We start from the raw sequence: 25160 nt of genomic DNA on the forward strand, positions 1-25160 counted from the left end.
CTCTCAAGCGCTCTTGCGGGCGGCCGGTTGCCTTGCGAAGAGCTGGCGGAAGACCGGGTAGATGTCGGCCGGCGTGGCGATGCGGGTCATCTGGAAGTTCGGCCATTTCTGCGCGACGACGCTGTAGGCGCGCCACAGCGACGTCCCGTTTTCGGTGGCTCCGAAAATATGGCTCTCGCGTTCGTCGATGATCTCGACATAGGCGAAATACTGGCAAAGACGCATGAGCGCGCCGTCGAGTAAGGCTATGCAGCGTTCCGAATCGGTGGCGAAATTGTCACCGTCCGAAGCCTGGGCGGCGTAGATGTTCCACTCGTTGGCCGGGTAGCGTTCTTCGATGACGCGGCGCATTTCGTCGAGCGCCGTGGAAACGACGGTGCCGCCGCTTTGCGTGCAATGGAAGAAGGTTTCCTCATCCACCTCCTGGGCCTCGTGGGTGTGGCGGATGAAGACCACCTCGGTGCGCTCGTAGCGCCGTTTCAAGAACAGATGCAAAAGCACGAAGAAGCGTTTGGCCAGATCCTTCTCGCGCTCACCCATCGATCCGGACACATCCATCAGGCAGAACATCACGGCACTGGCATTCGGCAGCGGCCGGGGATCGAAGCGATTGAAGCGGATGTCGATCGGATCGACATAGGCGATGCGTTTGCGGCGGCGCTCCAGCCGTTCGAACTCCTTGCGCAAATCCGCGACACGCAGACGCGTCGCTGCGCTGACCGGCTGAGAGTCCAGCGCGGCGATCTGCCCGGCGATGGCATCCACGTCCGCCTGCTTCGGCCGCCTCAACGCTATGCGGCGGCCATGACTGTTGCGCATCGTACGCGCGACGTTGATGTTGGTCGGCGAACCGGTTGTCGCGAAGCCGGCACGCTGCGACTTGAAGGCGAGGATTTCCTTGAGGTTGAGCTTGACCATGTCGGGCAGTTCGAGATCCTCGAAAAAGAGATCGAGAACCTCCTCACGCGACAGCACGAAACGGAAATCGTCTTCAGAGACCGTGTCGCCCGGAGACGACGACCCGGCGCCGCCGCCCTGGCCGGGTTTGGGGATCAGGTCTCCGGGAGAGAAACTCTTGTTGCCCGGCAGGATGTGCTGGCGCCGCCCGCTGTTCCTGGCATCGTTGAAGCTCGGCTCACCGGTGCCTTTTTCCGGCATCGGCACGGCATATTCCTTGTCCGCTTCGGCGATCCGGCCGGTGCGGATGCGGTCGCGTATACTGCGCTTCAGTTCGTCCCGCGCGCGCTTGAGGAAGCGCTGGCGGTTACCCAAGCTCTTGTCCTTGGGATTCAGGCGTCGGTCGATGAAGATCGGCATGGAACCCCCAGGCGTTCTCAACCCGCCTTGTTCACCCGCATGTACCAGTCGACGAGCCGGCGCACCTGACGCTGGGTGTAACCGCGCTCGACCATGCGCTGCACGAATTCATTGTGCCGCTTTTCGGTCACGCTGTCCTGCTTGGAGCCGAAGCTGATCACCGGCAGAAGATCCTCGACCTGGCCGAACATGCGCTTTTCGATGACCTCGCGCAGCTTTTCATAGCTTGTCCAGGACGGGTTGCGGCCGTGATTGCGCGCCCTGGCCCGCAAGGTGAACTTGACCACTTCGTTGCGGAAGTCCTTGGGATTGGCGATGCCTGCCGGTTTTTCGATCTGTGACAGTTCGTTGTCCAGCACCTCGCGGTTGAGGATCTGGCCGGTGTCGGGATCCTTGTAGTCCTGGTCCTCGATCCAGGCATCGGCATAGGCGATGTAGCGGTCGAACAGGTTCTGGCCGTATTCGCTGTAGGATTCGAGGTAGGCCTTCTGGATCTCGTGGCCGATGAATTCGGCATAGCGCGCGGCGAGTTCCGACTTGGTGAACTCCAGATAGGCTGCCTCCGTCTGCTTCGGAAACTGCTCGCGCTTGATCGCCTCTTCCAGAATGTACATCAGGTGCACGGGGTCGGCGGCCACTTCCTTAGTGTCGTAGTTGAAGGTCTGCGACAGGATCTTGAAGGCAAAACGCGTGCTGACGCCGGTCATGCCCTCGTCGACGCCGGCGGCATCGCGGTATTCCTGTACCGACTTCGCCTTCGGGTCGACCTCCTTCAGGCTCTCGCCGTCATAGGCGCGCATCTTGGTGTAGCGGGGTGAATTGTCGTGCTCGGCAAGGCGCGTCGCGACGGTGAAGCGGCTGAGGATGTCGAGAACTTCGGGGGCGCAGGGACTGGCCGCCAATTCGCTTTCGCGCAGCAGCTTCTCGTAGATCTGCCGCTCTTCGGTGACGCGCAGGCAATACGGAACCTTGACCACCAGGATGCGATCGAGGAAGGCCTCGTTGTTCTTGTTGTTCTTGAACTGCTGCCATTCCGATTCGTTGGAATGCGCCACGACGATGCCCTGGTAGGGGAAGGCGCCGAAATTCTCGGTGCCGTTGTAGCTGCCCTCCTGCGTGGCGGTCAGCAGCGGATGCAGGACCTTGATCGGCGCCTTGAACATCTCGACGAACTCGAGCAGGCCCTGTGTCGTGCGATTGAGCCCGCCGCTGTAGGAATAGGCATCCGGGTCGGATTGGCTGAAATTCTCCAGCTGGCGGATGTCGACCTTGCCGACCAGGGCCGAGACATCCTGGTTGTTCTCGTCGCCGGGCTCGGTCTTGGCGATGCAGATCTGGCGCAGCCGCGACGGCATCAGCTTGACGACGCTGAATTTGGAGATGTCTCCAGCCAGTTCGTCGAGGCGCTTGGCGGCCCATGGCGAGATCAGCCCGTTCAGGCGGCGGCGGGCTATGCCGTATTTGTCCTCAAGCAGGTCGCCCATATGGTCGGGGTTGAATAGGCCGAGCGGCGATTCGAAAACCGGGCTGATCTGGTTGCCGACCTTCAGCGTGTAGATCGGCCGCTGCTCCATGAGCTTCTTCAGCCGTTCGGCTAGTGAAGACTTGCCGCCGCCGACAGGACCGAGCAGATAAAGGATCTGCTTGCGCTCCTCGAGACCCTGCGAGGCATAGCGGAAATAGCCGGCGATACGCTCGATCGTATCCTCCATGCCATAGAAGTCGGCGAAGGATGGGTACACCTTGACGGTTCGGTTGGAGAAGATGCGGCCGAGCCGCTCGTCCTTGCTGGTGTCGATCAGATTTGGCTGACCAATCGCCGCGACCATCCTTTCGGGGGCCGTGGCGTACATCGATTTGTCTTCGCGGCAGGCAAGGAGGAATTGCTGGAGGCTGATCTCTTCCTGTGCCGCATGGGTATAGATCTCCGAGAACAGGTCGAAGACGTCGGATTGGTTCTCGCGCATGATTATGTGCCCTCGGAGCCGCTCTGGCTGCCAGTCGGCTCATCACATATTCAACTGCCGGAAAGCGTTGTTGGTTCCCTTCAATTGAAGAAGAAACGTGCAATCTGGCGTTGACCTCCGGAAGGCATCCGATGTTGCCGAAATGCCTGCCTAGAGAATAACGTGGTGATTGCCCGGCGCGCTTCAAGGGCTAACCTCGATTGGTTTTGCATTCGCATCTCGCAAGCCGGAATTCGGAGGCGTGCCGAATGCCCGGATGTCGGGTAAATGCTGTCCAGATCGGCCGCGTTCCAAGCTCAGGCCATTACCGATCGTTAACTGGACGCCTGGGGCGCGCATGTGCACTCTGCCGTCGCAAGGCGGTGGGAGATGGTGATGATCGATCGACGCAGCCTCATCATGGCATCGCTTGCCGCGCTGCTGCCAGCGCGTGCCTCCGCCGCATGGCGTCCGCGCCAGCCCAAGCCGCAAACCGTCGACTACGGGCCGGCCAGGCTCGACATCTACACGCGCGACGGCTTCAGGGACTGTCCTGTCGTGTTCTTCATCCATGGCGGTGCCTGGCGGCTCGGCAACCGCAACAATGTCAACGCCAAGCCCGGCTTCCTGCTCGACAACGGCTTCCTGTTCGTCTCGATCGATTATCGCATGCTGCCTGGCGCCGATGTCGCCACCCAGGCGGGCGACGTCGAGAAGGCCTATGCCTATGTGCGCGCCAACATCGCCCGGCATGGCGGCGACCCCGACCGCATCGCGGTGATGGGGCATTCCGCCGGCTGCCACCTTGCCGCGCTGACCGGCCTGCGCGGCGGATTGCCGGGCGTCGCCGCGCTGGTGCTCGACGACACCGAAGCCTATGACATCGAGGCACTGGCCAAGGCGCAGGGCGGCCGGCTGCGGCCGATCTACGCGCAGGCCTTCCCCAATCCGGCGCAATGGCGCGCGCTGTCGCCCGTCACCTATGTCGGGAGCGGCAAGCATCCGCCAGTCTTTGTCGCCTATTCGGACGCACCGATCCGCGCGGTCGTCGCCCATGCCTTCACGGACCGGCTGCGGGCGGCCGGCACCAAGGTCACGCTGTTCGACGGCAGTGCCTATTCGCACATGGCGATCAACCGCCGGTTCGGCGAGGAGGGCGACGCCCTGACCGGCGCGGTGATGGCCTTCCTGAAGGAGACGGTCGCCTGAGACTTACCAGCGCGTCTGTTCGCCCGGCGCCGCCGGCTCGATCGCCAGCGCATGGACGCCGGCGTTCAGCTCGTCGGCCAGCAACGCGTTGACGGCGCGGTGGCGCTCGATGCGGCTCATGCCGGCAAAGGAAGGCGAAACGATGCGGACGCGGAAATGCGTCTCGCCGCTGCCGTCAAAGGCGCCATGATGGTCGGAGCCGTGATGGTGATGGCCGGCGTGAAGGTGGCTCTCATTGATGATGACCAGCCGCTCCGGCGAGAATGCCGCCTTCAGCTTGTCTTCCATCGTCGACTGTATGGACATTGGACCTTCCCTTCACCACATGACGGCAGAGCCGCAAAATCCGCATTTTCGACCGCTTTTAAGCCGCGATTCAGCGGTTAGGGCGATCATCGCCGAAATGTCAATTCTTGTTTCGCACGTGCGAACAGCCCATAAATGGGTGAGATGAAGCCGTATCCCAAATATTTCGAAAAAATCCGCATCCGGCCGGAGAAGGATGCGGAGCTGAAGTCGCGCGCGCCGATCTGCCAGTGGGACGGCTGCAAGGAGGCCGGCACCCATCGCGCGCCGGTCGGACGGCTGAAGGAAGGCGAGTATTTCCGCTTCTGCTTCGACCATGTGCGCGAATACAACAAGGGCTTCAACTACTTCTCGGGCGTGCCGGACACCGAAATCGCCCGCTTCCAGAAGGAAGCGCTGACCGGCCACCGACCGACATGGAAGATGGGCATCAATGGCGGTTCGACGCGTTCGGCGCCGGACTTCGCCCAGCAGCGCTCCGGCCGCGCCGGCTACTACAACCGCATGCGCGACCCCTTCAACCTGTTCAACGACCCGAAGGCCCCCCGCGAACGCAAGGCCAAGCCGCTTGAGGCCAAGGCGCTGGAAACGCTTGGTCTTGATACAAAGGCGACTGGCAAGGATATCAAGGCGCGCTATAAGGAACTGGTCAAGCGTCACCATCCGGATGCGAATGGCGGCGACAGAGGTTCGGAAGACCGGTTCCGCGATGTGCTGCAGGCCTATCGCGTGCTCAAGCAGGCGGGTTTGTGCTGAGCGACCCCACGGTTCGTGTCGCTTTCCAACTTTCATAAGGTTGGAAAAGGCTCTAAGACCGCCCCCGAACAAAATCGATTGCCGGCGAAATCAGCCATTTCGCCCGTGGAGACGTGGATAGAGATGAACAAGGTCGACCGCGACATCGCCAACCTGCCCGATACGACAGTGTCGGTGAAGGACAAATTCGGCTTCGATTCCAAGATGGTGGTGCCGGCCTATTCGGTGTCTTCCGAGCATGTGCCGGACGTCGATCCCGACTATCTGTTCGACAAGAACACGACGATGGCGATCCTCGCCGGCTTCGCCTACAACCGCCGCGTCATGGTGTCGGGCTATCACGGCACCGGCAAGTCGACCCATATCGAGCAGGTCGCCGCCCGCCTCAACTGGCCCTGCGTGCGCGTCAACCTCGACAGCCATGTCAGCCGTATCGACCTGGTCGGCAAGGACGCCATCGTGGTTAAGGACGGGCTGCAGGTCACCGAATTCCGCGACGGCATCCTGCCCTGGGCCTACCAGCACAATGTCGCGCTGTGCTTCGACGAGTATGACGCCGGCCGCCCGGACGTGATGTTCGTCATCCAGCGCGTGCTGGAATCCTCGGGCCGCCTGACGCTGCTCGACCAGAGCCGTGTCATTCGCCCGCACCCGGCGTTCCGGCTGTTCTCGACCGCCAACACGGTCGGCCTTGGCGACACCACCGGCCTCTATCACGGCACCCAGCAGATCAACCAGGCGCAGATGGACCGCTGGTCGATCGTCACCACGCTGAACTATTTGCCGCACGACAATGAGGTGAACATCGTTCTGGCCAAGGCCAAGCACTATCGCGACAGCAAGGGCAAGGACATCGTCAACAAGATGGTGCGGGTCGCGGACATGACGCGCTCGGCCTTCATCAATGGCGACCTGTCGACGGTGATGAGCCCGCGCACGGTGATCACCTGGGCCGAGAACGCCGAAATCTTCGGCGACATCGGCATGGCGTTCCGGCTGACCTTCCTCAACAAGTGCGACGAGCTGGAGCGTTCGGTGGTCGCCGAATTCTACCAGCGCGCCTTCGGCGAAGATTTGCCCGAATCCGCCGCCAACGTGGTGCTGGGGTAAGAGCATGGTTCCGGAAGGTCGTATGACTTTTCGGCCGACACCATGCTCCAGGGATGATTGATGGCGGGTCCGGGCGACAATACGCGCAACAAGCCGAAGAACGGGTCTGAAGCCGACAGCTTCAAGCGCTCGGTGACCGTCTGCATGCGCGCCATTGCCGGCGACAAGGACCTCGAGGTCGGCTTCGCCAAGGACCGGCCGGCGCTTGCGGGCAACCGCGCCCGGCTGCCAGAACTGCCGAAGAAGGCCTCCAAAGCCGATATCGCCATCACCCGAGGGCTCGGCGATTCCATGGCGCTGAAGCGCGCCTGCCACGATCAGCGCATCCACAACAAGCTGGCGCCTGAAGGCAAGCTGGCGCGCTCGATCTACGACGCGGTCGAGCAGGCCCGCGTCGAGGCGATCGGCAGCCGCGCCATGCAGGGCGTCGCCGACAATATCGGCTCGATGCTGGAGGACAAATACGCCAAGGCCAACCTCGTCGACGTCAAGGACAAGGCCGACGCGCCGCTTGAGGAGGCGGTGGCGCTGATGGTGCGCGAGAAGCTCACCGGCCGCGCAATCCCGAAGAGCGGCGAGCGCCTGGTCGATCTATGGCGCCCCTGGGTCGAGGAGAAGGCCAGCGCCGATCTCGACGGGCTGTCGGCCAAGCTCGACGACCAGCAGGCCTTCGCCCGCATCGTGCGCGACATGCTGGTCTCCATGGAAATGGCCGAGGAGCTCGGCGACGACCAGGAGAGCGAAGACTCCGAGGACAATGACGACAACGAGCCGCAGGGCGAGGAGCAGAGCGAGGAGGGCGGCGAGGACGATTCCGGCTCGGAACAGTCGCAGTCCGACGATGCCGACGCGTCCGACGATGACGAGCAGTCGGCCGAGACGGAAGCGTCCGACGCCACCGCCGACGACCTCTCCGACGAGGACGATTCCGACGCCGAGACGCCCGGCGAGGCGCGGCGCAACGACAATCCCTTCACCAACCTGCCGAAGGAGATCGACTACAAGGTCTTCACCACGGCTTTCGACGAGACGGTCGGCGCCGAGGAATTGTGCGAGGAAGAGGAGCTCGACCGGCTGCGCGCCTTCCTCGACAAGCAGCTCGCCAATCTTTCCGGCGTCGTCGGCAGATTGGCCAACCGGCTGCAACGCCGGCTGATGGCGCAGCAGAACCGCTCGTGGGATTTCGACCTCGAGGAAGGCTATCTCGATCCGTCGCGGCTGGTGCGCGTCGTCATCGATCCGATGCAGCCGCTGTCGTTCAAGCAGGAGCGCGACACGAAATTCCGCGACACGGTGGTGTCGCTTGTGCTCGACAATTCCGGCTCGATGCGGGGCCGGCCGATCACCGTCGCCGCCACCTGCGCCGACATACTGGCGCGCACGCTGGAGCGCTGCGGCGTCTCGGTCGAGATCCTCGGCTTCACCACCCGCGCCTGGAAGGGCGGGCAGGCGCGCGAGAAATGGCTGAAGGACGGCAAGCCGCCGAACCCCGGCCGGCTCAACGATCTGCGCCACATCATCTACAAATCCGCCGACCATCCGTGGCGGCGGGCGCGGCGCAATCTCGGCCTGATGATGCGCGAGGGCCTGCTCAAGGAAAACATCGACGGCGAGGCGCTGCTTTGGGCGCATAGCCGGCTGATCGGACGGCCGGAGCAGCGCAAGATCCTGATGATGATCTCCGACGGCGCGCCGGTCGACGATTCCACGCTCTCGGTCAATCCCGGCAACTACCTGGAGCGGCATCTGCGCGCGGTCATCGAGCTGATCGAGACGCGGTCGCCGGTCGAGCTTCTGGCCATCGGCATCGGCCATGACGTCACCCGCTACTACCGCCGTGCCGTCACCATCGTCGATGCCGAGGAACTGGCCGGCGCCATGACCGAGCAGCTGGCTTCGCTGTTCGGCGAGGAAAGCGCCCGCGAGATGCGGCGTGGCGGTCTGCGGCGCGCCGGATGAGGATCTCGGGGCGGAGCTTGCGGCGTGTGGTTCTGGCTGCCTGCGCGCTGGCCGGCATGCTTTCGCCGGCCATCGCCGCCGGTCCGGCTTCCATCGAGCCGGTCGAGATCTCGGCACGGCCGATCAACCAGTTCCACATCGGCCACGACGACAGGAAGTTCGGCCCGCTCGAATTCGTCGGCGGGCTGGAGATGACCTCGCCGTCGCGCGATTTCGGCGCGCTGTCGGCCTTTCGCTTCCTGAAGCCCGGCGGCGATTTCATCGGCGTCGCCGACACCGGCTTCTGGTTCTTCGGCACCGTGGCGCACGATGCCGACAAGCGGCCGTCGGGCCTCCAGAATTTCCGCATGCAGCAGATGATCGACCAATCGGGGCAGCCGATCGAAAGGAAATGGGAGGTCGATGCGGAAGGCCTCGCGGTCAAGGATGGCATCGCCACGGTCGGCTTCGAGCGCAACCAGCGCGTCGCCCAGTTCAGGATCGATCCCGACAAGATGAAGGCGCCGTTCAAGGAGCTCGACTATCTGGTGCCGGCCCGGGAGCTGCGCCAGAACCGCGGCTTCGAGACCGTCACCCACGCCAATCCCTACGGCCAGCACGAAGGCGGGCTGGTCGTGGTGTCGGAAAAGAGCCTCGACAAGGCCGGCAACATCTATGCCGCGATCATCGAGGGGCCGAACAAGGGCGTTTTCACCGTCAAGCGCAACGGCGATTTCGACATCACCGACGGCGCCTTCCTGCCAGATGGCGACCTGCTGCTGCTCGAACGCAGCTTCTCGATGGCCGGGGGCGTGAAGATGCGGCTGAGGCGGATCTATGGCGAGAGCGTCGAGAAGGGCGCCGTCGCCGACGGTCCGGTGCTGCTGGAAGCCGACATGGGCTACCAGATCGACAATATGGAAGGGCTCGACGTCTGGACCCGCGACGACGGCGCGCAGATGGTGTCGCTGATGTCGGACGACAACCACTCGATCCTGCAGCGCAACCTCTACCTGGAATTCATCCTGCACGAGGATTGAGCCGATACCGGATTTCTGCCCGACCCAGGCCGCCATGCACGGTTTGGTAACCCCGAGCGGTGAAACTCGGATGCAATCCTGGGTTTCAGTCTGGCGGCGCCTTTCTGGAATCGCGCAACCGGTTCCGGGCTCATGACGACCGTCCCATCCATATCGCGACATCAGGTAGCCCTGCAATTGCTGCAAAGGGGCGAACCCGGTGAGGCGCCGCAACCAGTCGGTCTGCTGACCGATGGTCCGAGCCTTCGCAGCGGCGACAGCGCCCAGCAAAGCGCGCTGGAAAGGATCGTCAAGCTGTCGATTGAAGGGGCCTGGAGCAGCGGCGGCTATCTTGTCGTCATGCCCGTCAACGCAGAGTTCATCGAAACCGGATCCGGCAACGACACGGTCGACATTACCTCGTCCGGCGACGACACCGCGCCGAACTACGTCTCCCTCGGAGACGGAAACGATCGGCTCGATCTGGTGGCCACCGAGGACGCAACTTCAGACTATTGGCAGGGCAGCACGACGGCAGGCGCCATGGCGCTGAAGGCATCCAACGCCGTCAACCACGAAATCTCGGTCTTCGTGCCAAGCGGTCGCGGCATCTTCGCCGGCGCCGGCAATGATGTCGTCAACATTGCCGCCGGACGCGATGTCTATAACGTCTCGGCCGGCGAAGGCGACGACACGCTCGCCGTTTCGGCGGGGCGGGATATCTCGGGACTCTGGGGCGGCGACGGGCGCGATGTGCTTTCCCTCGCGGCTGGAATGAACATCGACAACGTTACCGGCGATGCCGGCGACGACATCATCACCGTTGCGGCGGGCAATGAAGCGCGCAGTATTTCAGGCGGCCAGGGCCAGGACATCATCACTGTCGCCGGGCAAAGCGTCGGTGACATTTCCGGTGGCCAAGGCTCCGACATCATTACTGTCGCGAGCGGGCAGGCCGTCTTCGGCATCCGTGGAGACGATGGTGATGATGCCATCACGATCGCCGCCGCCAAGGTCGATCAGGTCGAGGGCGGCCGCGGCGACGACACCATCACGATCAACGCAGGCACCGCCGCCGCGATTTCGGGCGGGCTGGGCGACGACAGGATCGATCTCACCGGCACGGACAAAGCCAAGCTGTTCTTCGATCGCGGTGACGGCAACGACGTCGTCCGCGTTGCCGGAGAGACCACGATCGTCTTCGCCGAGCGCTCAATCGACGACGCTGACATCAGCTATGGCGACGGCAAGATCACCATCTCCTTTGCCGACACTGGCGACTCCGTGACCCTGGATTACAGCGCGGCGACGTTGAAAGGACCCGCGCCCGAATTGAGCTTCGAGGACTCAGATCACCTCGAGGTCCGCCGCGAGGCGCCGCAGGGCTGGAATGCTTCCACCCTGTACCGATACTTCGATGCCCACGGCGCCGGCGGCTTCTCGCTCACACTGAGATAGGGCGCATTGCCTTTTCACGGTTGGCCGGGGCGGCGAGCTGGCGGCCGGCGCCCGACCGGTATCTGGAAATTGCTGGCCATTCCGCGCGAGGCGCAGGGTTTCCCTATCGCGCTTCCGGAGCGGTCGCGATCCAGATGACATTGCGGGCGCCACGCTTGCCATGGGCGCGCGCCTTGACCTCTTCGACGGCGAAGCCCGCTTGCTTGAGGCGGCGCGTAAAACCGCTGTCGGGGCCCTGCGACCACACCGCCAGCACGCCGCCGGGGCGGAGCGCGGCGCGTGCCTGGCCGAGGCCGGTGGCGCCGTAGAGCACGTCGTTGCCCTTGTAGACGATGCCTTCCGGGCCGTTGTCGACATCGAGCAGGATGGCGTCCCAGGCCGATTTCCCGGCGCCGATGACGCGCCCGACATCGCTTTCCTGGATGGTGACGCGAGGGTCGTCGAGGCAGCCGTCGAAAATGCCGGCCATGGGACCGCGCGCCCAGGCGATGACGGCCGGCACCAGTTCGGCGATGGTGACGCTTGCGTCAGGGCCAAGTTCGGCAAGGGCGGCGCGTAGCGTGAAGCCCATGCCCAGGCCGCCGATCAGGATTTTCCGCTGCTGGTGACCGGCGATCCTTTCGCAGGCGAGTTTTGCAAGCGCCTGCTCGGAGCCGCTGAGACGGCTGTTCATCAGCTCGTTGGTGCCCAGCATGATGGAAAATTCAGTACCGCGCTGCTTCAGGCGCAATTCCTGCCCGCCGTCCGGTGTCTTCGCCGAATCGAGCTGGACCCAAGGGATCAATGCCTGATTCCACTTTTTGGAATCATGGCTACGTCGCCAGCGCCGGCTGGCTCCAGCGGGCGGCGAGCAGCCGGTAGGGGATCAGCGCCACCACGGCGATGATCAGCTTCACCGAGAGGTCGCCCAGCGCCCAGGACACCCAGCGCATGGTCTCGACCGGCAGCACACCCAGCAGCGGCGCCGCCTCCAGCGCGAAGCTGTCGTTCGGGCCGACGAAGGCGAAAGCGGCGGAGAAGGCGACGCCGAAGAAGACGACGGTGTCGAACACCGAGCCGACCAGCGTGCCGACGATCGGCGCCCGCCACCAGCTCTGCCGGCGCAGCCGGTTGAACACGGTGACGTCGAGCAGTTGCGCGGTGAGGAAGGCGGCGCCCGAAGCGGCGGCAATGCGCACCAGCCGGTCGGCGGCGGTCTCGAATTCGATTAGGCCGTGGCGGAACAGGAAGGGCGGGACGAGGATCGAGCAGATCACCGCCGTCATGAAGCCGACAAAGACGATCCTGCGCGCCACGGTCGGGCCATAGCGGCGGTTGGCAAGGTCGGTGACAAGGAAGGAAAAGGGGTAGGTGAAGGCGCCCCAGGTCAAGATGTCAGCCAGCGACAGGCCGCTGATCTCACCCTGCATCGGGAACTGCACGAGGATGTTGGAGGCCACGACGACGAGCGCCATGGCGGCCACGAAGGGCAGATATCGCGAGACGGAATTCATTTTTTTATCCTGGGTAATGGAACCAGCGGAATGTCATGCCGAATCCGCACGACACTCCTGCGAAGGCGGTGTCCCGCCAGAAACTGTTAAGCCGCGGCCTGCTCGGCGAGCTTCTTGGCGATCTGCTTCTTCAAGAGGCGGGCGCGCTGCGACAGCTCCTTGGCGTCGGCCTTGGCCAGGAAGGCGTCGAGGCCGCCGCGGTGCTCGACCGAACGCAGCGCGTTGGCCGAAATGCGCAGGCGCACATTCTGGTTCAGCACTTCGGAGATCAGCGTCACATTGACCAGGTTCGGCAGGAAGCGGCGCTTGGTCTTGTTGTTGGCGTGGCTCACATTGTTGCCGGTCTGGACTGCCTTGGCAGTGAGCTCGCAGGTGCGGGACATGATTCTAACCTTCAGTTCTCGGTCGGCCAAACCATTCGACCCGCGCCAGGCGGCGCGCGGTCTCGGTCAGGCGGCCTTATGGAAAAAGTTGGCGTTCCATAGTGGCATTTCACCGGCGCGTCAAGCTCCGGCCGGCCAGCCATATTCCATATAAAGGCCGGATTTCACCCTATAAGCCAGCCTCATAGGGACATGCCAGCCAGGAATTGCCCGTTTCCCGGCTGAAAATCGAGGACCGCCATGCTTCGCCCCCCTGTACTTCGTCTGTCATATGCCTTCGCCGGCTTGCTGGCTGTCGCCTTGCCAACGGCAAGTTTCGCCGCCGCCGCGCCACAATCTTTCAAGGGCGAGTATACGGTGTCGTTCCTCGGCCTTTCAGTGGCCAGGGCGACATTCTCGAGCCGCTATGACGGCGACAATTACGCGATCAACGGCACTGTCTCGGCGGCGGGCCTCGCCAAGCTGTTCGACGACACCAAGGGCACGGTCTCGTCCAAAGGCACGATTTCAGGCAAGCAGATGCGGCCACAGGCCTTCCGCGCCGATTACACGTCGGGCAAGAAGGCCTCGGTGGTCGACATCCGCTTCGCCAATGGCGCGGTGACCTCGACCGAGGTCGTCCCGGCGCCGAAGAAGCGCGATCCCAAGAGCTGGGTGCCGCTTGGCGCGGGCGACCTGAAGTCGGTTCTCGATCCGATGGCGGCGACCGTCATCCACGCCGACAGCCTCGATCAGGTCTGCGGGCGCACGGTCAAGTTCTACGATGGCGAGATGCGCGCCAATCTGACGCTGACCTATGCCTCGAAAGGGTCGATCTCGGTGCGCGGATACAAGGGCGACACGGTGACCTGCCGGATGGGGTTCGAGCCGGTGGCGGGGTACCGCAAGGGCCGCAAGGCGCTGAATTTCCTCAAGGACCGGAGCCGCATGATGGTGACGTTTGCACCGCTCGGCCAAACCGGCGTATATGCGCCGATCCGCGCCACGGTCGGGACCCAGATCGGTCCGCTGACCATCAGCGCCGGACGGTTCGAAGCCATAAACTAGGCGCGTTTGCGCGCCGCCGGAGACAGGCATGGGGCGCGCAACACTGATCGGCTTCTCGGCGGTCGCCATGTGGTCGTTGCTGGCGCTGTTGACCGACGCGTCCGGCCAGGTGCCGCCGTTCCTGCTGTCGGCCATCACCTTCGCCATCGGCACTTGCGTCGGGCTCGCCGCGCGGCTGGTGATGCCGGCCGCCGACCGCAGCGAAAAGATCCCGCCGCAGGTCTGGGTGATCGGCATTGCCGGGCTGTTCGGCTACCATTTCTTCTACTTCACCGCGCTGCGCAACGCGCCGGCGGTGGAGGCGAGCCTGATCGCCTATCTGTGGCCACTGCTGATCGTGCTGGGCTCGGCGCTGATGCCGGGCGAGCGGCTGGCCTGGAACCACGTCGTCGGCGCGCTGCTCGGCCTTGCAGGCACGGTCCTCATCGTCACCAAGGGCGGCGGCCTTGCCTTCGACGCGCGCTATGCCTTCGGCTACGCGATGGCCGGTGTTTGCGCCCTCCTGTGGTCGTCCTATTCGCTGTTGTCGCGGCGTTTCCCATCGGTGCCGACCTCGATCGTCACCTGGTTCTGCGCGGCGACGTCTGTGCTTTCGCTGGCCTGCCACTTCCTGCTTGAGCAGACGGTGCTGCCCGTCGGCATCGGCCAGTGGCTGGCCGTGCTCGGCCTTGGGCTGATGCCGGTAGGGGCCGCCTTCTACGCCTGGGACATCGGCGTCAAGCGCGGCAACATCCAGGTGCTGGGCGCGGCGAGCTACGCCGCGCCGTTGCTGTCGACGCTGGTGCTGATCATTGCCGGCGTCGCCGAGCCGTCGCTGCGCATCCTCGCCGCCTGCGTGCTGATCACCGGCGGCGCGGCACTTGCCGCGAAGTCGCTGTTGCTGCGCAAGGCGGCCACGGGTGAGGCAAACGCATGATGCCGTTTCCCGGCGGCATCGATGCCAATGCCAATGCGACGCTGGTGTTCTCGCTGGTTGCGGCGGTGATCTACGCTTTCACGCTCAACATGCCGCCGAGCCTCGCCCGCTCGGCGGCAAAGACGCTTGCCGTCGCCATGCTGGCGGTGCTCGCCGTCATGCAGGGTGGCCCGTTTCTGCTCGTCGCGGCGCTCGCGCTCAGCGCCGTCGGCGATGCCTTCCTGTCGCGCGACGGCGAGAAGGCCTTCCTCGGCGGGCTCGCCAGTTTTCTTACGGCGCATGTCCTTTACGTGCCGCTGTTCCTGCATGGCGGCGGCGGGCTAGGCCTGCTCGGCGCCGAATCCTGGCGCGGCGCGATCGCGCTCGCCATGGCGGCATTCGCGATCGTCATGCTGGCCGCGCTCTGGCGCCGTGTCGGCCCGAGCCTGCGCCTGCCGATCGCTGTCTATGTCGCGGCGATCCTCGCCATGGGGATTTCGGCGCTCACCACCAGCAATAGTCTGGTGATCGGCGGCGCCATACTGTTCATGGCGTCCGACGGGCTGCTCGCCGTCGAAAAATTCCTGCTTGCCGCCATTTCCCCGCATCGGGTGTGGATGCGCTACGCGGTCTGGGCGCTCTACTACGCCGCGCAGGCGGCGATCGCCTTGGGTTTTCTACTCGGCTAAGGGGTTGTTGATCGCGCATGATCTTTTCCGAAAACCGGTAACCACTTTTCGGGATCATGCTTGCGGCTGCCAGCCCGGCTCGGCCAGCTCGAAGGCGGCGAAGTCGAAGCCCGGCGCCACGGTGCAGCCGACCAGCGTCCATTCGCCGAGGCTGCGCGCCGACTGCCACCAGCCGGCCGGCACCACGATCTGCGGCCGCTCGCCGGCGGCAAGGGCGATGCCCAGCACCTGCTCGATCACGCCGCTGCCTTCCTCATGCATCGACAGCGCCAGCGGCGCGCCGGCATGGAAGTGCCAGACCTCGGCCGCGTCCGCGACCCGGTGCCAGGCCGAGAGCTGATCCTCTTCCAGAAGGAAGTAGATGGCTGTCGAATGGCCACGCTCGCCTCCGGCACCATCGCGAAAAGTCTCGGCATACCAGCCGCCCTCCGGGTGCGGCTTCAGGCCGAGCGTGGCGATGATTTCGGCGGCACTGGTCATCGACCGGAAGCTAGCACGGGGCTCAGAAATTGTCCTTGCGCTTGCGGATCTCGGCGAACACCTCGGCGTCGGTGGCCGTCTCCATGCCGAGATGCTTGCGGATCGCCGGGTCGTGCCAGCGAAGGAACGGATTGGTCGACAATTCCTCGCCGATCGTCGTCGGCAGCGTCGGCTTGTCGTCGGCGCGCAGTGCCTCGATCCGGGCGGCGCGTTCCTTCAGGGCCGAATTGGTCGGATCGACGGTGAGCGCGAAGCGGGCGTTGGAAAGGGTGTATTCATGGCCGCAATAGACGACCGTCTCGGCCGGCAGCGCCGCCAGCTTCTTCAGCGAATCGTACATAACCGGCGGCTTGCACTCGAACAGCCGGCCGCAGCCCAGCGCAAACAGCGTGTCGGCGGTGAAGGCGACTTTCGAGGCCGGCAGATGGTAGGAGACATGGCCGGCGGTGTGGCCTGGCGTGGCGATGACGTCGATCCTTTCCTCGCCGAGGTGGACGACGGAGCCTTCGCCGACCGTCTCGTCGATGCCGGGGATTTTCTCCTTTTCCGCTTCCGGCCCGATGATGCGCAGCTTGAAGCGTTCCTTCAGCGCCAGATTGGCCTCGACATGGTCGACATGGTGGTGAGTGGTCAGGATCAGCGTCGGCGTCCAGCCGGTGCGCTGGATGGCGGCCAGAATCGGCGCCTCCTCTGGCGCGTCGATGATGGCGGTCTGGCCGCTCGTGGGGTCACGCACCAGCACGCCGAAATTGTCGCTGCGGCACATGAACTGTTCGATTTCGACCGGCATCGCGTCTCTCCACCAAAGCGCCGTGCGTCCAATTGGACGCACAAAGGACGCTCTAAGCTGTTTATCTGCTGCATCGCGCTTTCCGAAATCGAAACCGATTTCGGGCCGATGCAGTTGTCGCCGCAGACATAGGGCGCTTGGGCGCCGATGTCATCCGCCTTTGTTGAACTTGCAATGCTTCGAAGCTACCGTCCCGGCCATGCATTCCGATATCGTCGACCTCCGTTCCTTCTATTCGACCACGCTGGGGCGCCTCGCCGAGCGCTCGATCACCATGGCGCTGTCCTCGATCTGGGCGGCCGTGCCAAACGAGCGGCTGGTCGGGCTCGGCTACACCCTGCCGTGGCTGGAGCGGTTCGGTGCCGACGCCGAGCGGGTCTTCGCCTTCATGCCGGCGACGCAGGGCGCCGTGGTCTGGCCGGCGACCGGTCCGACAGCGACCGCGCTGGTCTTCGACGAGGAATTGCCGCTGGTCGATTCCTGCATCGACCGCGTGCTGCTGGTGCACTCGCTCGAGCATGTCGAGAACCCGCGCGAGACGCTGAACGAGATCTGGCGCGTGCTGTCGCCCGCCGGCCGCGTCGTTATCGTCGTGCCCAACCGGCGCGGCGTCTGGGCGCGTTTCGAGCATACGCCGTTCGGCAATGGCCGGCCGTTCTCGCGCGGCCAGCTGACCGAATTGCTGCGCGAGGCGAATTTCACCCCGGCGGCATGGTCCGACGCGCTGTTCTTCCCGCCGTCGCCGCGGCGCTTCATGATGCGCTTCCACAACATGCTGGAGCGCGCCGGCCGGCGGTTCTGGCCGATCTTTTCCGGCGTCATCGTGGTCGAGGCGCAGAAGCGGCTCTACCAGGGCGTGCCGGTCGTGCAGCGCGCCTCGCGCCGCGTTTTCGTGCCGGTGCTGACGCCGCAAGGCGCCACCCGGCTCGGGCGGCTGGCCGCGAACCAGGCGCAAGCCCAAGTGACGCGTTCGTGATCGCGGCAACGCCTTGCCTCATCCTATCTGTCGGGGGCGGGGTCGCGGCCTGAGGGACATGCCTGTCGCGCTCGCGCCGGTTTCAGCACCTTTTTCCGAAAGCAGGGATATCTGACATGGCTGATCAAGCGGATGACAAGGCCGGCCCGGCGCCTGCCGCCGTGTCTGTCGAAGTCAGCAGCCTCGGCGACCAGGTGAGGACGATCAAGCAAGCGCTGAAATCCTCGCCGGTGCGCAGGCAGTTCGTCTGGGCCTGCCTGGGCATCGTCGCCGTCATCGTCGCGACCGCGATCGGCCAGGTGCTGCTCAACCGCTGGAACCAGCCCTTCTACGATGCGCTGGCGCGGCGCGACCTGCCGGGTTTCCTGCACCAGCTTATGGTCTTCGCGGCCATTGCCGGTGGGCTCCTGGTGCTCAATGTCGGCCAGACCTGGCTCAACCAGATGATCCGGCTGAAGCTGCGCCAGGCGCTGACGCTCGACCTGATCGAGGAGTGGATGCGGCCGGCGCGCGCCTTCCGCCTGGCGCATGCCGGGGCAATCGGCGTCAATCCGGACCAGCGCATGCAGCAGGACGCCGGGCATCTCTCCGACCTGTCGACCGATCTCGGCGTCGGGCTGCTGCAGTCCTTCATCCTGCTGGTGTCGTTCATCGGCGTGCTTTGGCAGCTCTCCTCCGGCTTCGTTTTTCATATCGGCGGCCATGCGCTGGAGATCCCCGGCTACATGGTGTGGGCGGCGATCCTCTATGCCGGCATCGCCTCGTGGCTGAGCTGGCTGGTCGGGCGGCCGCTGATCCGCTTCAACAGCGACCGCTACACGCGCGAGGCCGAGCTCCGGTCGTCGATGGTCCGCGTCAACGAGAATGTCGACGCCATCGCGCTCGCGCATGGCGAGGCCGACGCCAGGCGGCAGCTCGAGCTCGACCTCGGCACGGTGCTCGGCGCCATGCGGCGCATCTACGGCGCCCAGATCAATCTCTCCTGGGTTACCGACACCTATGGCTGGATCACCGTGGTGGCGCCGATCCTGGTGGCGGCGCCGGTCTATTTCGCCGGCGATATCAGCTTCGGCGGGCTGATGATGGCGGTTGGGGCCTTCAACCAGGTCCATTCCTCGCTGCGCTGGTTCATCAACAACATAGGCGGCATCGCCGACTGGCGGGCGACGCTGATGCGCGTCGCCGATTTCCGCATCGCGCTTGGCGAGACCGACGTTTTCCACGACACCGAAAAGCGCATCACCTTTACCGAGAACGCCGGCGGCACGCTGACCTTCGAGAGGCTGGAGGTCGCTTCGCCGGACGGCTGCACAAGGCTAGCCGAGCCGGAGGTGGAGATACGCCCCGGCGAGCGCGTCATGATCACCGGCGACCCGCGCGCCGGCAAGACGCTGTTCTTCCGCGCCATTGCCGGGCTGTGGCCATGGGGCAGCGGCAGCATCGGCATGCCGGCCGGGGCGGCGCCGGTCTTCGTTCCGCGCATGCCCTATTTCCCGCTCGGCACGCTGCGCGAGGTGCTTAACCATGCCGACGGCATCACGGTCGAGGATGCCGAGATCGCGGCGGTGCTGACGGAGGTCGGCCTCGAACGGCTTGCCTCCTCGCTCGACCGTTCGGCGCGCTGGGAGCACGAACTCGCCGACGACGAGCAGCGCCTGCTTGCCGTCGCCAGGCTGGCACTCAGGCGGCCAAAATGGGTGATCATCGACGAGGCGATGGACACGTTCGACGGCGCGACGCTGCGGCGCGTGCTGGCGATGCTGGAGAAGCGGCTGCCGGACGCCGCCATCCTCAACATCGGCCGTGGCCAGCACAACAACCAGTTCTTCCCGCGCTCGCTGACGATCGTGAAGGATGCTGGCCGATCGGCGCTCAAGCCGGCGCGGGTCAGGGCCGGCGCGATCGAGCCGCCGCCGCTGGCGCCGCGCAGGAAGAAGTAAAAGCCAAGCTTTATTTCGCCGCGATCACCGCAGAAGATCAGGCCCGTCAAACCGGACGCACGCGGCCATGCTCGACATGCTCAGCCTGCTTGCCTGTCTCGGCTGCGCCCAGGCCGCGCCTGTGCCGGTGCCCGCCGCACCTGCCGCCGTGGACGTCGAGCTGGTGCTGGCGGTCGACATCTCGACGTCGATGGACGAGCGCGAATTCGCGTTGCAGCGCGCCGGCTACGTCGAGGCGCTCAGGCATCCGGACTTCATCAGGGCGGTGCGCGCGGGAACCAACGGCCGCATCGCGATCGCCTATTTCGAGTGGGCGGGCACCATCCGCGACGACGCGGTGCTTGCCTGGCAGATCATCGACGGCAGCGACAGCGCCAATGTGTTCGCCGACAGGATCGCAGCGCGGCCGTTCCGCAGCTTCCGCGGCACCTCGATCTCCGGCGCGCTCGCCTTTGGCACCGGGCTTTTCGAGCAAACCGCCTTCGCGGCCGAGCGGCGCGTCATCGACATCTCGGGCGACGGACCCAACAACACCGGTCCGCCCGTCACCTCCGAGCGCGACGCGGCACTGGCCAGGGGCATCGTCGTCAACGGCCTGCCGATCCTGATCAGCCCGTCGCCCACCTTCAGCCATCTCGACCGCTACTACGCCCAATGCGTCACCGGTGGGCCCGGCTCCTTCGTGCTGCCGATCTACGCGGCTTCCGAGTTCTCGACCGCCATCCGGCGCAAGCTGATCCTCGAGGTGAGCGGCATCGCCGACACGGCGGCGGTCCGGATCGATGCCGAGCCGCCCATCGACTGCCTGCAGGGCGAGCGCGACCGCCGTTTCTATTCCGATCCCTATTTCCCGGAACTCGATCGCTAGAGCGGTTCAGCGTTTCAAGGAATCGCCGAACCGCTCTAACTATTTGGTTCTACGCGATTCCGGACGGAAAACCGTTACACACTTTTCCTGGAATTGCTCTAAGCCGACAGGTTCGGGGCACGACAAGATCAGGCGGGCCGCGCGCCGTATTTCTGGCGGAACTCGTCATAAAGGTCACGCCGGCGGCGGCGGCCGTCGACATAGCCGCGCAACAGTTGCGGCAGCGAGTAGCCGAGCGACTTGGACGAGCGGTTGGCCAGATAACCGGCGAATGCCTGCGAAACCCTGCCCTTCATCGTATCGGCGATGATCTGGCGCGCGATCATATAGGGCGGGATTTCGGGATAGCGGTCAGCGATGTAGGGGTGCTTGTCGATGAGGTTCGCATAGGCCTCGACATAGCCGTCGCGGCGGCCGGAAATCGAATTTTCCGAATTGTATTTCTTCCAGTCGATTTCCTCGGTGAGCAGCGCGCCGCCGCGGCGGGCGAAGCGCAGCAGCAATTCGCGATCCTGCATACGCGCGATGTCGCTGTCGTAGCCGCCGATCGCCAGCAGCGATTCGTGCCGGGCGGTTATCGCGGAACCGGCGATGAAGATGGTCTGGGAGACCAGCGCCCGTTCCAGCATGTTGCGGCTCAGGAATGCCTCGCGGTTGACGCATTTGGTGGTCCGGTTGCCCTTCACCGAAACGAAGGAGCTGATGAGGACCTCGAGCGACGGGTTCTCGTCGAAGCGCGCCAGCGTCCGCTCCAGCCGGTCCGGCAGATAGACATCATCCGAATCAAGGAAGGTGACAATCGGTGCCCGCGCGCGCTCGATGCCGGCATTGCGCGCGGCGTTGGCGCCGCGCCATTTCGCGCCGACATAGATCAGCCGGGGATCGCGGATTTCGGCAAGTGCTGCCGCCGTTGCGTCGGTGGAGCCATCGTCGACGACGATGTGCTCGAAGCGGGGAAGGGTCTGCGCCAGCACGCTTTCCACGGCGCGCACAACCTGGCTGCGCCGGTTGTGGGTCGGCGTGATCACTGTGATGAGCGGGGCCGGCTCGGGCGCTTTCGGCATGCGATCAGGCCCCGGACTTTGGGATATTCGGATGGATTTGTTGCCGCCTTCCATGCCCGCCCAAGCTTGCGTTCAGCGGGACGCTACAAAAAAGCAGTCTCTGTGTCACCTCGACCGCCCACGTCCGTGCCTGCAATCGGCAGATTTCGAGACGCCGCGCCCCAATTGCAACACCGGCCTCAGCTGTGCCCGACATAGTCCGGCACCAGCTCGACCCTGTCGCCAACGATCCCCGCGGCAAAGCTGAACTGGCCCCAGAACACCAAGGCATAGAACGCCTGGCCGACGATCAGGGAGAACGGGATCTGCCAGGCCGGCATGCCTGCTTGGCGGGCATGGCTCACGATGCGCCGCGTCGTGCGCCACGACATGGTGAACCAGCGGCTGAACGACTTGACGATGCGCGCGCCGCGCGTGGGCGAGCGCTGCGCGACGAATTTCCTGTCGGCATCCCGGCCGGTCACCAGTGCCCGCCAGAAGAAGAACCGCCAGCCCCGCGGGGGATAGTGGTAGACGCGGGCGTTGATGTTGCTCGGCTGGTGACCTTGGCGGCGCAGCTCGTGCATCAGCAAGGTGCAAGAGACTTTGAAGCCATTGTTTTGCGGAAACGGGTGGCTGGAAATCCACTCGCGCCGGAAGGCGATGTTGTTGGCGTTGAGCGCCCGTTTCGCGGCGAACCTCTTGTCACCCTCGGCCATCGGAAAGAACCACATCATGGCAAAGGTTCTCGAAAAGAAGTCGTCGCACAAGAGATAGGTGTAGCCGTTGACGCAGACGATCCCGGGATCCTGAAACGGGCCGAGCAGGGTTGCGAGCCAGTCCGGTTCCGGAACGGTATCGGAGTCCAGGAAGACGACCAGTTCGCCCTCGGTTTGTTTGATCCCGTTATTCTTGAGGTCGTAGTAGCGGCCGCCGGGACAAGCTGCGAAGCTTATCTCCGCCACCTCTTCCAACTGTGGCGCCTGGGTATGGAAGTTGCGCTGGAGCGAGTCCGCGTCCTCTTCCTCCCCGCCATGCGAGATGATGACTTTCGGTCTTGCAAAGCCGGTCGCGGAAACCGCGGCGATCTCGCGCGCCAGGGCGTTCAGCCCAACGCCGATCTCCGCCCAGTCGATCGACTTGGCGTTCTCCATTTCCACGACGATTGAATAAGTCGGACGATCGCCGCTCATATTGTTCGACCAGGTTGCTTGAATGGACGTGGCTATAGGGGTCGGCTTTCGCTGTCAAATAACAGAAGCAAGCAGGAAAGCTCCTTTTGCGAGAATCTTCGTCGCGTCGGGATCTGCGGAAGTGCTGGTGTCGGCGAAGGAAACCGCCGCGATCGTTGCTATCGTCGCAGCAGAAACACTGCCTGCTGGCCGAAGAAATTCCAGAACCACCACGGCATGGAGAGGCCTATCTTCTGGCCGTTGCCGTCGAGCGCGGTCGCCTTTTCCACCGTCGCGCCAAGCTCCTCGCACAGATTGACGAAGTCGCGGATGGTGCAGAAGTGGATGTTGGGCGTGTCGTACCAGGAATAGGGCAGATCCTTGGTCACCGGCATACGCCCCTTGACGAACAGCGACAGGCGCACCTGCCAGTGGCCGAAATTGGGGAACGAGACGATGGCGCGGTTGCCTATCCTCAGCAACTCGTCGAGCACCAGCTTCGGATTGCGGGTCGCCTGCAGCGTCTGCGACAGGACGACGAAATCGAAGCCCTTGTCGGGATAGAATTCGAGATCCTTGTCGGCATCGCCCTGGATGACCGAGAGGCCGCGCGCCACGCATTCGTTGACGCCGCGCTGCGACAGTTCCAGCCCGCGGCCGTCGACCTGCTTGGTTTCCTGCAGCAATTCGAGCAGCAGACCGTCGCCGGAGCCGACATCGAGCACCCGTGACTGCGGCGGGATGAGATCGGCGACGACTTCAAGGTCGACGCGCTGGGCGCGGTTGACGCTCATCGGCTGGTCTCCCGTTCGGCGCATGATCCTGATCCGGGAAGTCTGCAACTTTCCGGGGTCATGCGTTCAGCCCTCTCGCCCGCGCGGCCGAGCCGATGAAGCCGCTGATGGCGGCGAACAGTTCCGGCTCGTCGAGCAGGAAGGCGTCATGGCCGCGATCGGTGTCGATCTCGACGAAGGAGACGGAGGCGCCGGCGGCGTTCAGCGCATGCACGATCGAGCGGCTTTCCTCGGTGGGGAACAGCCAGTCCGAGGTGAAGGAGACCAGGCAGAAACGCGTTTTGGTGCCGGCGAAGGCATCGGCGAGGCGTCCACCGTGATCGGCGACGAGGTCGAAATAGTCCATCGCGCGGGTCAAATAGAGGTAGGTGTTGGCGTCGAAGCGGTCGACGAAGGTCATGCCCTGATGGCGCAGGTAGCTTTCGATCTGGAAGTCGGCGTCGAAGCCGAAGGCCAGCGCCTCGCGGTCCTGCAGGTTGCGGCCGAATTTGCGGTGCAGCGCCGCTTCCGACAGATAGGTGATGTGAGCCGCCATGCGCGCCACCGCCAGCCCCTTTTCCGGACGCTTGCCGTGCTCGAAGTATTTGCCGCCATGCCAGTCGGGGTCGGCCATGACAGCCTGCCGGCCAACCTCATGGAAGGCGATGTTCTGCGAGGAATGGCGCGCGCCGGTGGCGATCGGCAGCGCCGAGAAGACGCGCTCCGGATAGCTCGCGGCCCATTCCAGCACCTGCATGCCGCCCATCGAGCCGCCAAGCACGCAAAACAGCTTCTCGATGCCGAAGTGGTCGACCAGCATCAGCTGCGCCCGCACCATGTCGCGGATGGTGATCACCGGCAGGTCGAGGCCGTAAGGCTTGCCGGTGGCCGGATTGGTCGAGGCCGGGCCGGTGGAGCCCAGGCAGCCGCCCAGCACGTTGGAGCAGATGACGAAGAAGCGGTTGGTGTCGATGATCTTGCCCGGCCCGATCAGCACCTGCCACCAGCCAGGCTTGCCGGTGACCGGATTGGTGCTGGCGACATGCTGGTCGCCGGTCAGCGCGTGGCAGACCAGGATGGCGTTGGAGCGGGCGTCGTTGAGGGTGCCATAGGTCTGGTAGGCGATCTGGAACGGCGACAGCAGCGCACCGGCATCGAGCTTGAGCGGCTTGTCGGGGCCAAAGCGCAACACCGGGCTCGACGGCTGGTCGACCTCGTTATTGGTCTTTGCGGCGCGCAGAACGGCCATTGCATCCTCTTACATCACGCACCGTGGTTTCCGAAAACCGATTCCGATTTCCGGACCAGGCGAATGTCCGGCCGGCGGCGGACAACAAAAAACCGGCAATGCATTCGCAAAGCCGGTTACAGGATGCAAACGGCCCTTTAGCGAATTGTTTAACGTGGCTGCAAGCCGACCGGCCAAATCACCACGGAACTGTCGCTGCCCTTCTAGGGCCAGCGCGGCTCGGCGTCAACGGCCAGGCTTTTCGCGCCCTTGCCGCCTCTCGACATTCAGGGCCACGACTAGTATTTCCGCTGCGGCCTCCGG

24 protein-coding genes and 1 riboswitch are annotated in these 25160 nt (G+C 64.4%); of the genes, 12 read left to right on the plus strand and 12 right to left on the minus strand.

Annotated elements, in window-relative coordinates; translation table 11 throughout:
• Positions 1–3: 3 nt before the first annotated feature.
• Positions 4–1317: a YeaH/YhbH family protein gene (locus EN846_RS25885; RefSeq protein ID WP_127285329.1), complete on the minus strand. Its 1314-nt coding sequence runs from the start codon at positions 1315–1317 to the stop codon at positions 4–6.
• A gap of 17 nt (positions 1318–1334) precedes the next feature.
• The gene (locus tag EN846_RS25890; protein WP_127285330.1) at positions 1335–3284 is read right to left on the minus strand and encodes a PrkA family serine protein kinase; all 1950 of its coding nucleotides are present in this window, start codon (positions 3282–3284) and stop codon (positions 1335–1337) included.
• 375 nt (positions 3285–3659) lie between these two features.
• On the opposite strand from EN846_RS25890, the gene EN846_RS25895 reads away from it, so the two are divergent.
• Positions 3660–4472, plus strand: a complete 813-nt coding sequence (locus tag EN846_RS25895) for an alpha/beta hydrolase (RefSeq protein WP_128346412.1) — start codon at positions 3660–3662, stop codon at positions 4470–4472.
• A gap of 3 nt (positions 4473–4475) precedes the next feature.
• On the opposite strand, the gene EN846_RS25900 is transcribed toward EN846_RS25895, so the two are convergent.
• Complete coding sequence (locus tag EN846_RS25900) at positions 4476–4778, minus strand: BolA family transcriptional regulator (RefSeq protein WP_127393259.1); 303 nt, start codon at positions 4776–4778, stop codon at positions 4476–4478.
• Between the two features lie 135 nt (positions 4779–4913).
• Here EN846_RS25900 and EN846_RS25905 point away from each other — a divergent pair, with 135 nt between their 5' ends.
• From EN846_RS25905 to EN846_RS25925, 5 genes are all read left to right on the plus strand, one after another.
• Entirely contained in the window at positions 4914–5534 is a 621-nt protein-coding gene (locus tag EN846_RS25905) for a J domain-containing protein (RefSeq protein ID WP_127393260.1), read from the plus strand.
• Between the two features lie 123 nt (positions 5535–5657).
• Positions 5658–6644 (plus strand): cobaltochelatase subunit CobS, encoded by a 987-nt coding sequence (gene cobS / locus EN846_RS25910; protein ID WP_127285334.1) that lies wholly within the window; start codon positions 5658–5660, stop codon positions 6642–6644.
• Positions 6645–6704: 60 nt separating this feature from the next.
• Positions 6705–8603: a cobaltochelatase subunit CobT gene (gene cobT, locus EN846_RS25915; RefSeq protein ID WP_127393261.1), complete on the plus strand. Its 1899-nt coding sequence runs from the start codon at positions 6705–6707 to the stop codon at positions 8601–8603.
• Positions 8600–9622 carry an esterase-like activity of phytase family protein gene (locus EN846_RS25920; RefSeq protein ID WP_127393262.1) on the plus strand — a complete coding sequence of 341 codons (1023 nt, stop codon included), beginning with the start codon at positions 8600–8602 and terminating at the stop codon, positions 9620–9622. Before cobT ends, EN846_RS25920 begins: the two co-directional genes overlap by 4 nt.
• 132 nt (positions 9623–9754) lie before the next feature.
• A complete protein-coding gene (locus EN846_RS25925; RefSeq protein ID WP_135859402.1) occupies positions 9755–11059 on the plus strand; it encodes a hypothetical protein in 1305 nt (434 codons plus the stop codon).
• Between the two features lie 103 nt (positions 11060–11162).
• Here the strand turns inward: EN846_RS25925 and EN846_RS25930 are convergent, their stop codons facing one another.
• The 3 genes from EN846_RS25930 to rpmB form a co-directional block, all read right to left on the minus strand.
• Entirely contained in the window at positions 11163–11843 is a 681-nt protein-coding gene (locus EN846_RS25930; RefSeq protein WP_127392925.1) for a hypothetical protein, read from the minus strand.
• A 28-nt stretch (positions 11844–11871) separates the two neighbouring features.
• A complete protein-coding gene (locus EN846_RS25935) occupies positions 11872–12552 on the minus strand; it encodes a queuosine precursor transporter (protein ID WP_127392926.1) in 681 nt (226 codons plus the stop codon).
• A gap of 86 nt (positions 12553–12638) precedes the next feature.
• Positions 12639–12935 (minus strand): 50S ribosomal protein L28, encoded by a 297-nt coding sequence (gene rpmB / locus EN846_RS25940; RefSeq protein ID WP_127286026.1) that lies wholly within the window; start codon positions 12933–12935, stop codon positions 12639–12641.
• 240 nt (positions 12936–13175) lie between these two features.
• On the opposite strand from rpmB, the gene EN846_RS25945 reads away from it, so the two are divergent.
• From EN846_RS25945 to EN846_RS25955, 3 genes are read left to right on the plus strand one after another with little or no spacing between them, the layout of a single operon-like run.
• A complete protein-coding gene (locus EN846_RS25945) occupies positions 13176–13982 on the plus strand; it encodes a DUF3108 domain-containing protein (protein WP_127392927.1) in 807 nt (268 codons plus the stop codon).
• 28 nt (positions 13983–14010) lie between these two features.
• Positions 14011–14898, plus strand: coding sequence for an EamA family transporter (locus tag EN846_RS25950; RefSeq protein WP_127286025.1), 888 nt, complete (start codon positions 14011–14013; stop codon positions 14896–14898).
• Positions 14895–15566 (plus strand): lysoplasmalogenase family protein, encoded by a 672-nt coding sequence (locus tag EN846_RS25955; protein ID WP_127392928.1) that lies wholly within the window; start codon positions 14895–14897, stop codon positions 15564–15566. The genes EN846_RS25950 and EN846_RS25955 overlap by 4 nt, the downstream gene beginning before the upstream one ends.
• A gap of 54 nt (positions 15567–15620) precedes the next feature.
• Here the strand turns inward: EN846_RS25955 and EN846_RS25960 are convergent, their stop codons facing one another.
• Positions 15621–16046: a cupin domain-containing protein gene (locus tag EN846_RS25960; protein WP_127392929.1), complete on the minus strand. Its 426-nt coding sequence runs from the start codon at positions 16044–16046 to the stop codon at positions 15621–15623.
• A gap of 22 nt (positions 16047–16068) precedes the next feature.
• Positions 16069–16836, minus strand: coding sequence for a hydroxyacylglutathione hydrolase (gene gloB / locus EN846_RS25965; RefSeq protein WP_127392930.1), 768 nt, complete (start codon positions 16834–16836; stop codon positions 16069–16071).
• Positions 16837–17035: 199 nt separating this feature from the next.
• On the opposite strand from gloB, the gene EN846_RS25970 reads away from it, so the two are divergent.
• From EN846_RS25970 to EN846_RS25980, 3 genes are all read left to right on the plus strand, one after another.
• A complete protein-coding gene (locus EN846_RS25970) occupies positions 17036–17812 on the plus strand; it encodes a methyltransferase domain-containing protein (RefSeq protein ID WP_127286021.1) in 777 nt (258 codons plus the stop codon).
• Positions 17813–17928: 116 nt separating this feature from the next.
• Positions 17929–19752 carry an ABC transporter ATP-binding protein/permease gene (locus EN846_RS25975; RefSeq protein WP_128346338.1) on the plus strand — a complete coding sequence of 608 codons (1824 nt, stop codon included), beginning with the start codon at positions 17929–17931 and terminating at the stop codon, positions 19750–19752.
• Positions 19753–19819: 67 nt separating this feature from the next.
• Positions 19820–20620, plus strand: a complete 801-nt coding sequence (locus EN846_RS25980; RefSeq protein WP_127310166.1) for a DUF1194 domain-containing protein — start codon at positions 19820–19822, stop codon at positions 20618–20620.
• 128 nt (positions 20621–20748) lie between these two features.
• Here EN846_RS25980 and EN846_RS25985 read toward each other — a convergent pair whose 3' ends face one another.
• The 4 genes from EN846_RS25985 to EN846_RS26000 form a co-directional block, all read right to left on the minus strand.
• Positions 20749–21684, minus strand: a complete 936-nt coding sequence (locus EN846_RS25985) for a glycosyltransferase family 2 protein (protein ID WP_127392788.1) — start codon at positions 21682–21684, stop codon at positions 20749–20751.
• A gap of 179 nt (positions 21685–21863) precedes the next feature.
• Positions 21864–22856: a glycosyltransferase gene (locus tag EN846_RS25990; RefSeq protein WP_127392789.1), complete on the minus strand. Its 993-nt coding sequence runs from the start codon at positions 22854–22856 to the stop codon at positions 21864–21866.
• Positions 22857–23014: 158 nt separating this feature from the next.
• Complete coding sequence (metW, locus tag EN846_RS25995) at positions 23015–23629, minus strand: methionine biosynthesis protein MetW (RefSeq protein WP_127392790.1); 615 nt, start codon at positions 23627–23629, stop codon at positions 23015–23017.
• A gap of 58 nt (positions 23630–23687) precedes the next feature.
• Positions 23688–24857, minus strand: a complete 1170-nt coding sequence (locus EN846_RS26000) for a homoserine O-acetyltransferase (RefSeq protein ID WP_135913970.1) — start codon at positions 24855–24857, stop codon at positions 23688–23690.
• A 117-nt stretch (positions 24858–24974) separates the two neighbouring features.
• Positions 24975–25052, minus strand: a riboswitch (SAM riboswitch).
• Positions 25053–25160: the final 108 nt, after the last annotated feature.

The sequence above is a fragment of the Mesorhizobium sp. M4B.F.Ca.ET.203.01.1.1 genome (assembly GCF_004791025.1).
Taxonomy (GTDB): domain Bacteria; phylum Pseudomonadota; class Alphaproteobacteria; order Rhizobiales; family Rhizobiaceae; genus Mesorhizobium; species Mesorhizobium abyssinicae.

Coding starts and splice junctions, on each gene's coding strand:
- rpmB (WP_127286026.1), bottom strand. CDS start 12,935: ATGTCCCGCACCTGCGAGCTCACTGCCAAGGCAGTCCAGACCGGCAAC.
- gloB (WP_127392930.1), bottom strand. CDS start 16,836: ATGCCGGTCGAAATCGAACAGTTCATGTGCCGCAGCGACAATTTCGGC.
- cobT (WP_127393261.1), top strand. CDS start 6,705: ATGGCGGGTCCGGGCGACAATACGCGCAACAAGCCGAAGAACGGGTCT.
- EN846_RS25895 (WP_128346412.1), top strand. CDS start 3,660: ATGATCGATCGACGCAGCCTCATCATGGCATCGCTTGCCGCGCTGCTG.
- EN846_RS25975 (WP_128346338.1), top strand. CDS start 17,929: ATGGCTGATCAAGCGGATGACAAGGCCGGCCCGGCGCCTGCCGCCGTG.
- EN846_RS26000 (WP_135913970.1), bottom strand. CDS start 24,857: ATGGCCGTTCTGCGCGCCGCAAAGACCAATAACGAGGTCGACCAGCCG.
- EN846_RS25990 (WP_127392789.1), bottom strand. CDS start 22,856: ATGAGCGGCGATCGTCCGACTTATTCAATCGTCGTGGAAATGGAGAAC.
- EN846_RS25900 (WP_127393259.1), bottom strand. CDS start 4,778: ATGTCCATACAGTCGACGATGGAAGACAAGCTGAAGGCGGCATTCTCG.
- cobS (WP_127285334.1), top strand. CDS start 5,658: ATGAACAAGGTCGACCGCGACATCGCCAACCTGCCCGATACGACAGTG.
- EN846_RS25950 (WP_127286025.1), top strand. CDS start 14,011: ATGGGGCGCGCAACACTGATCGGCTTCTCGGCGGTCGCCATGTGGTCG.
- EN846_RS25885 (WP_127285329.1), bottom strand. CDS start 1,317: ATGCCGATCTTCATCGACCGACGCCTGAATCCCAAGGACAAGAGCTTG.
- EN846_RS25970 (WP_127286021.1), top strand. CDS start 17,036: ATGCATTCCGATATCGTCGACCTCCGTTCCTTCTATTCGACCACGCTG.
- EN846_RS25920 (WP_127393262.1), top strand. CDS start 8,600: ATGAGGATCTCGGGGCGGAGCTTGCGGCGTGTGGTTCTGGCTGCCTGC.
- EN846_RS25980 (WP_127310166.1), top strand. CDS start 19,820: ATGCTCGACATGCTCAGCCTGCTTGCCTGTCTCGGCTGCGCCCAGGCC.
- EN846_RS25935 (WP_127392926.1), bottom strand. CDS start 12,552: ATGAATTCCGTCTCGCGATATCTGCCCTTCGTGGCCGCCATGGCGCTC.
- EN846_RS25945 (WP_127392927.1), top strand. CDS start 13,176: ATGCTTCGCCCCCCTGTACTTCGTCTGTCATATGCCTTCGCCGGCTTG.
- EN846_RS25960 (WP_127392929.1), bottom strand. CDS start 16,046: ATGACCAGTGCCGCCGAAATCATCGCCACGCTCGGCCTGAAGCCGCAC.
- EN846_RS25905 (WP_127393260.1), top strand. CDS start 4,914: ATGGGTGAGATGAAGCCGTATCCCAAATATTTCGAAAAAATCCGCATC.
- metW (WP_127392790.1), bottom strand. CDS start 23,629: ATGAGCGTCAACCGCGCCCAGCGCGTCGACCTTGAAGTCGTCGCCGAT.
- EN846_RS25985 (WP_127392788.1), bottom strand. CDS start 21,684: ATGCCGAAAGCGCCCGAGCCGGCCCCGCTCATCACAGTGATCACGCCG.
- EN846_RS25955 (WP_127392928.1), top strand. CDS start 14,895: ATGATGCCGTTTCCCGGCGGCATCGATGCCAATGCCAATGCGACGCTG.
- EN846_RS25890 (WP_127285330.1), bottom strand. CDS start 3,284: ATGCGCGAGAACCAATCCGACGTCTTCGACCTGTTCTCGGAGATCTAT.
- EN846_RS25925 (WP_135859402.1), top strand. CDS start 9,755: ATGACGACCGTCCCATCCATATCGCGACATCAGGTAGCCCTGCAATTG.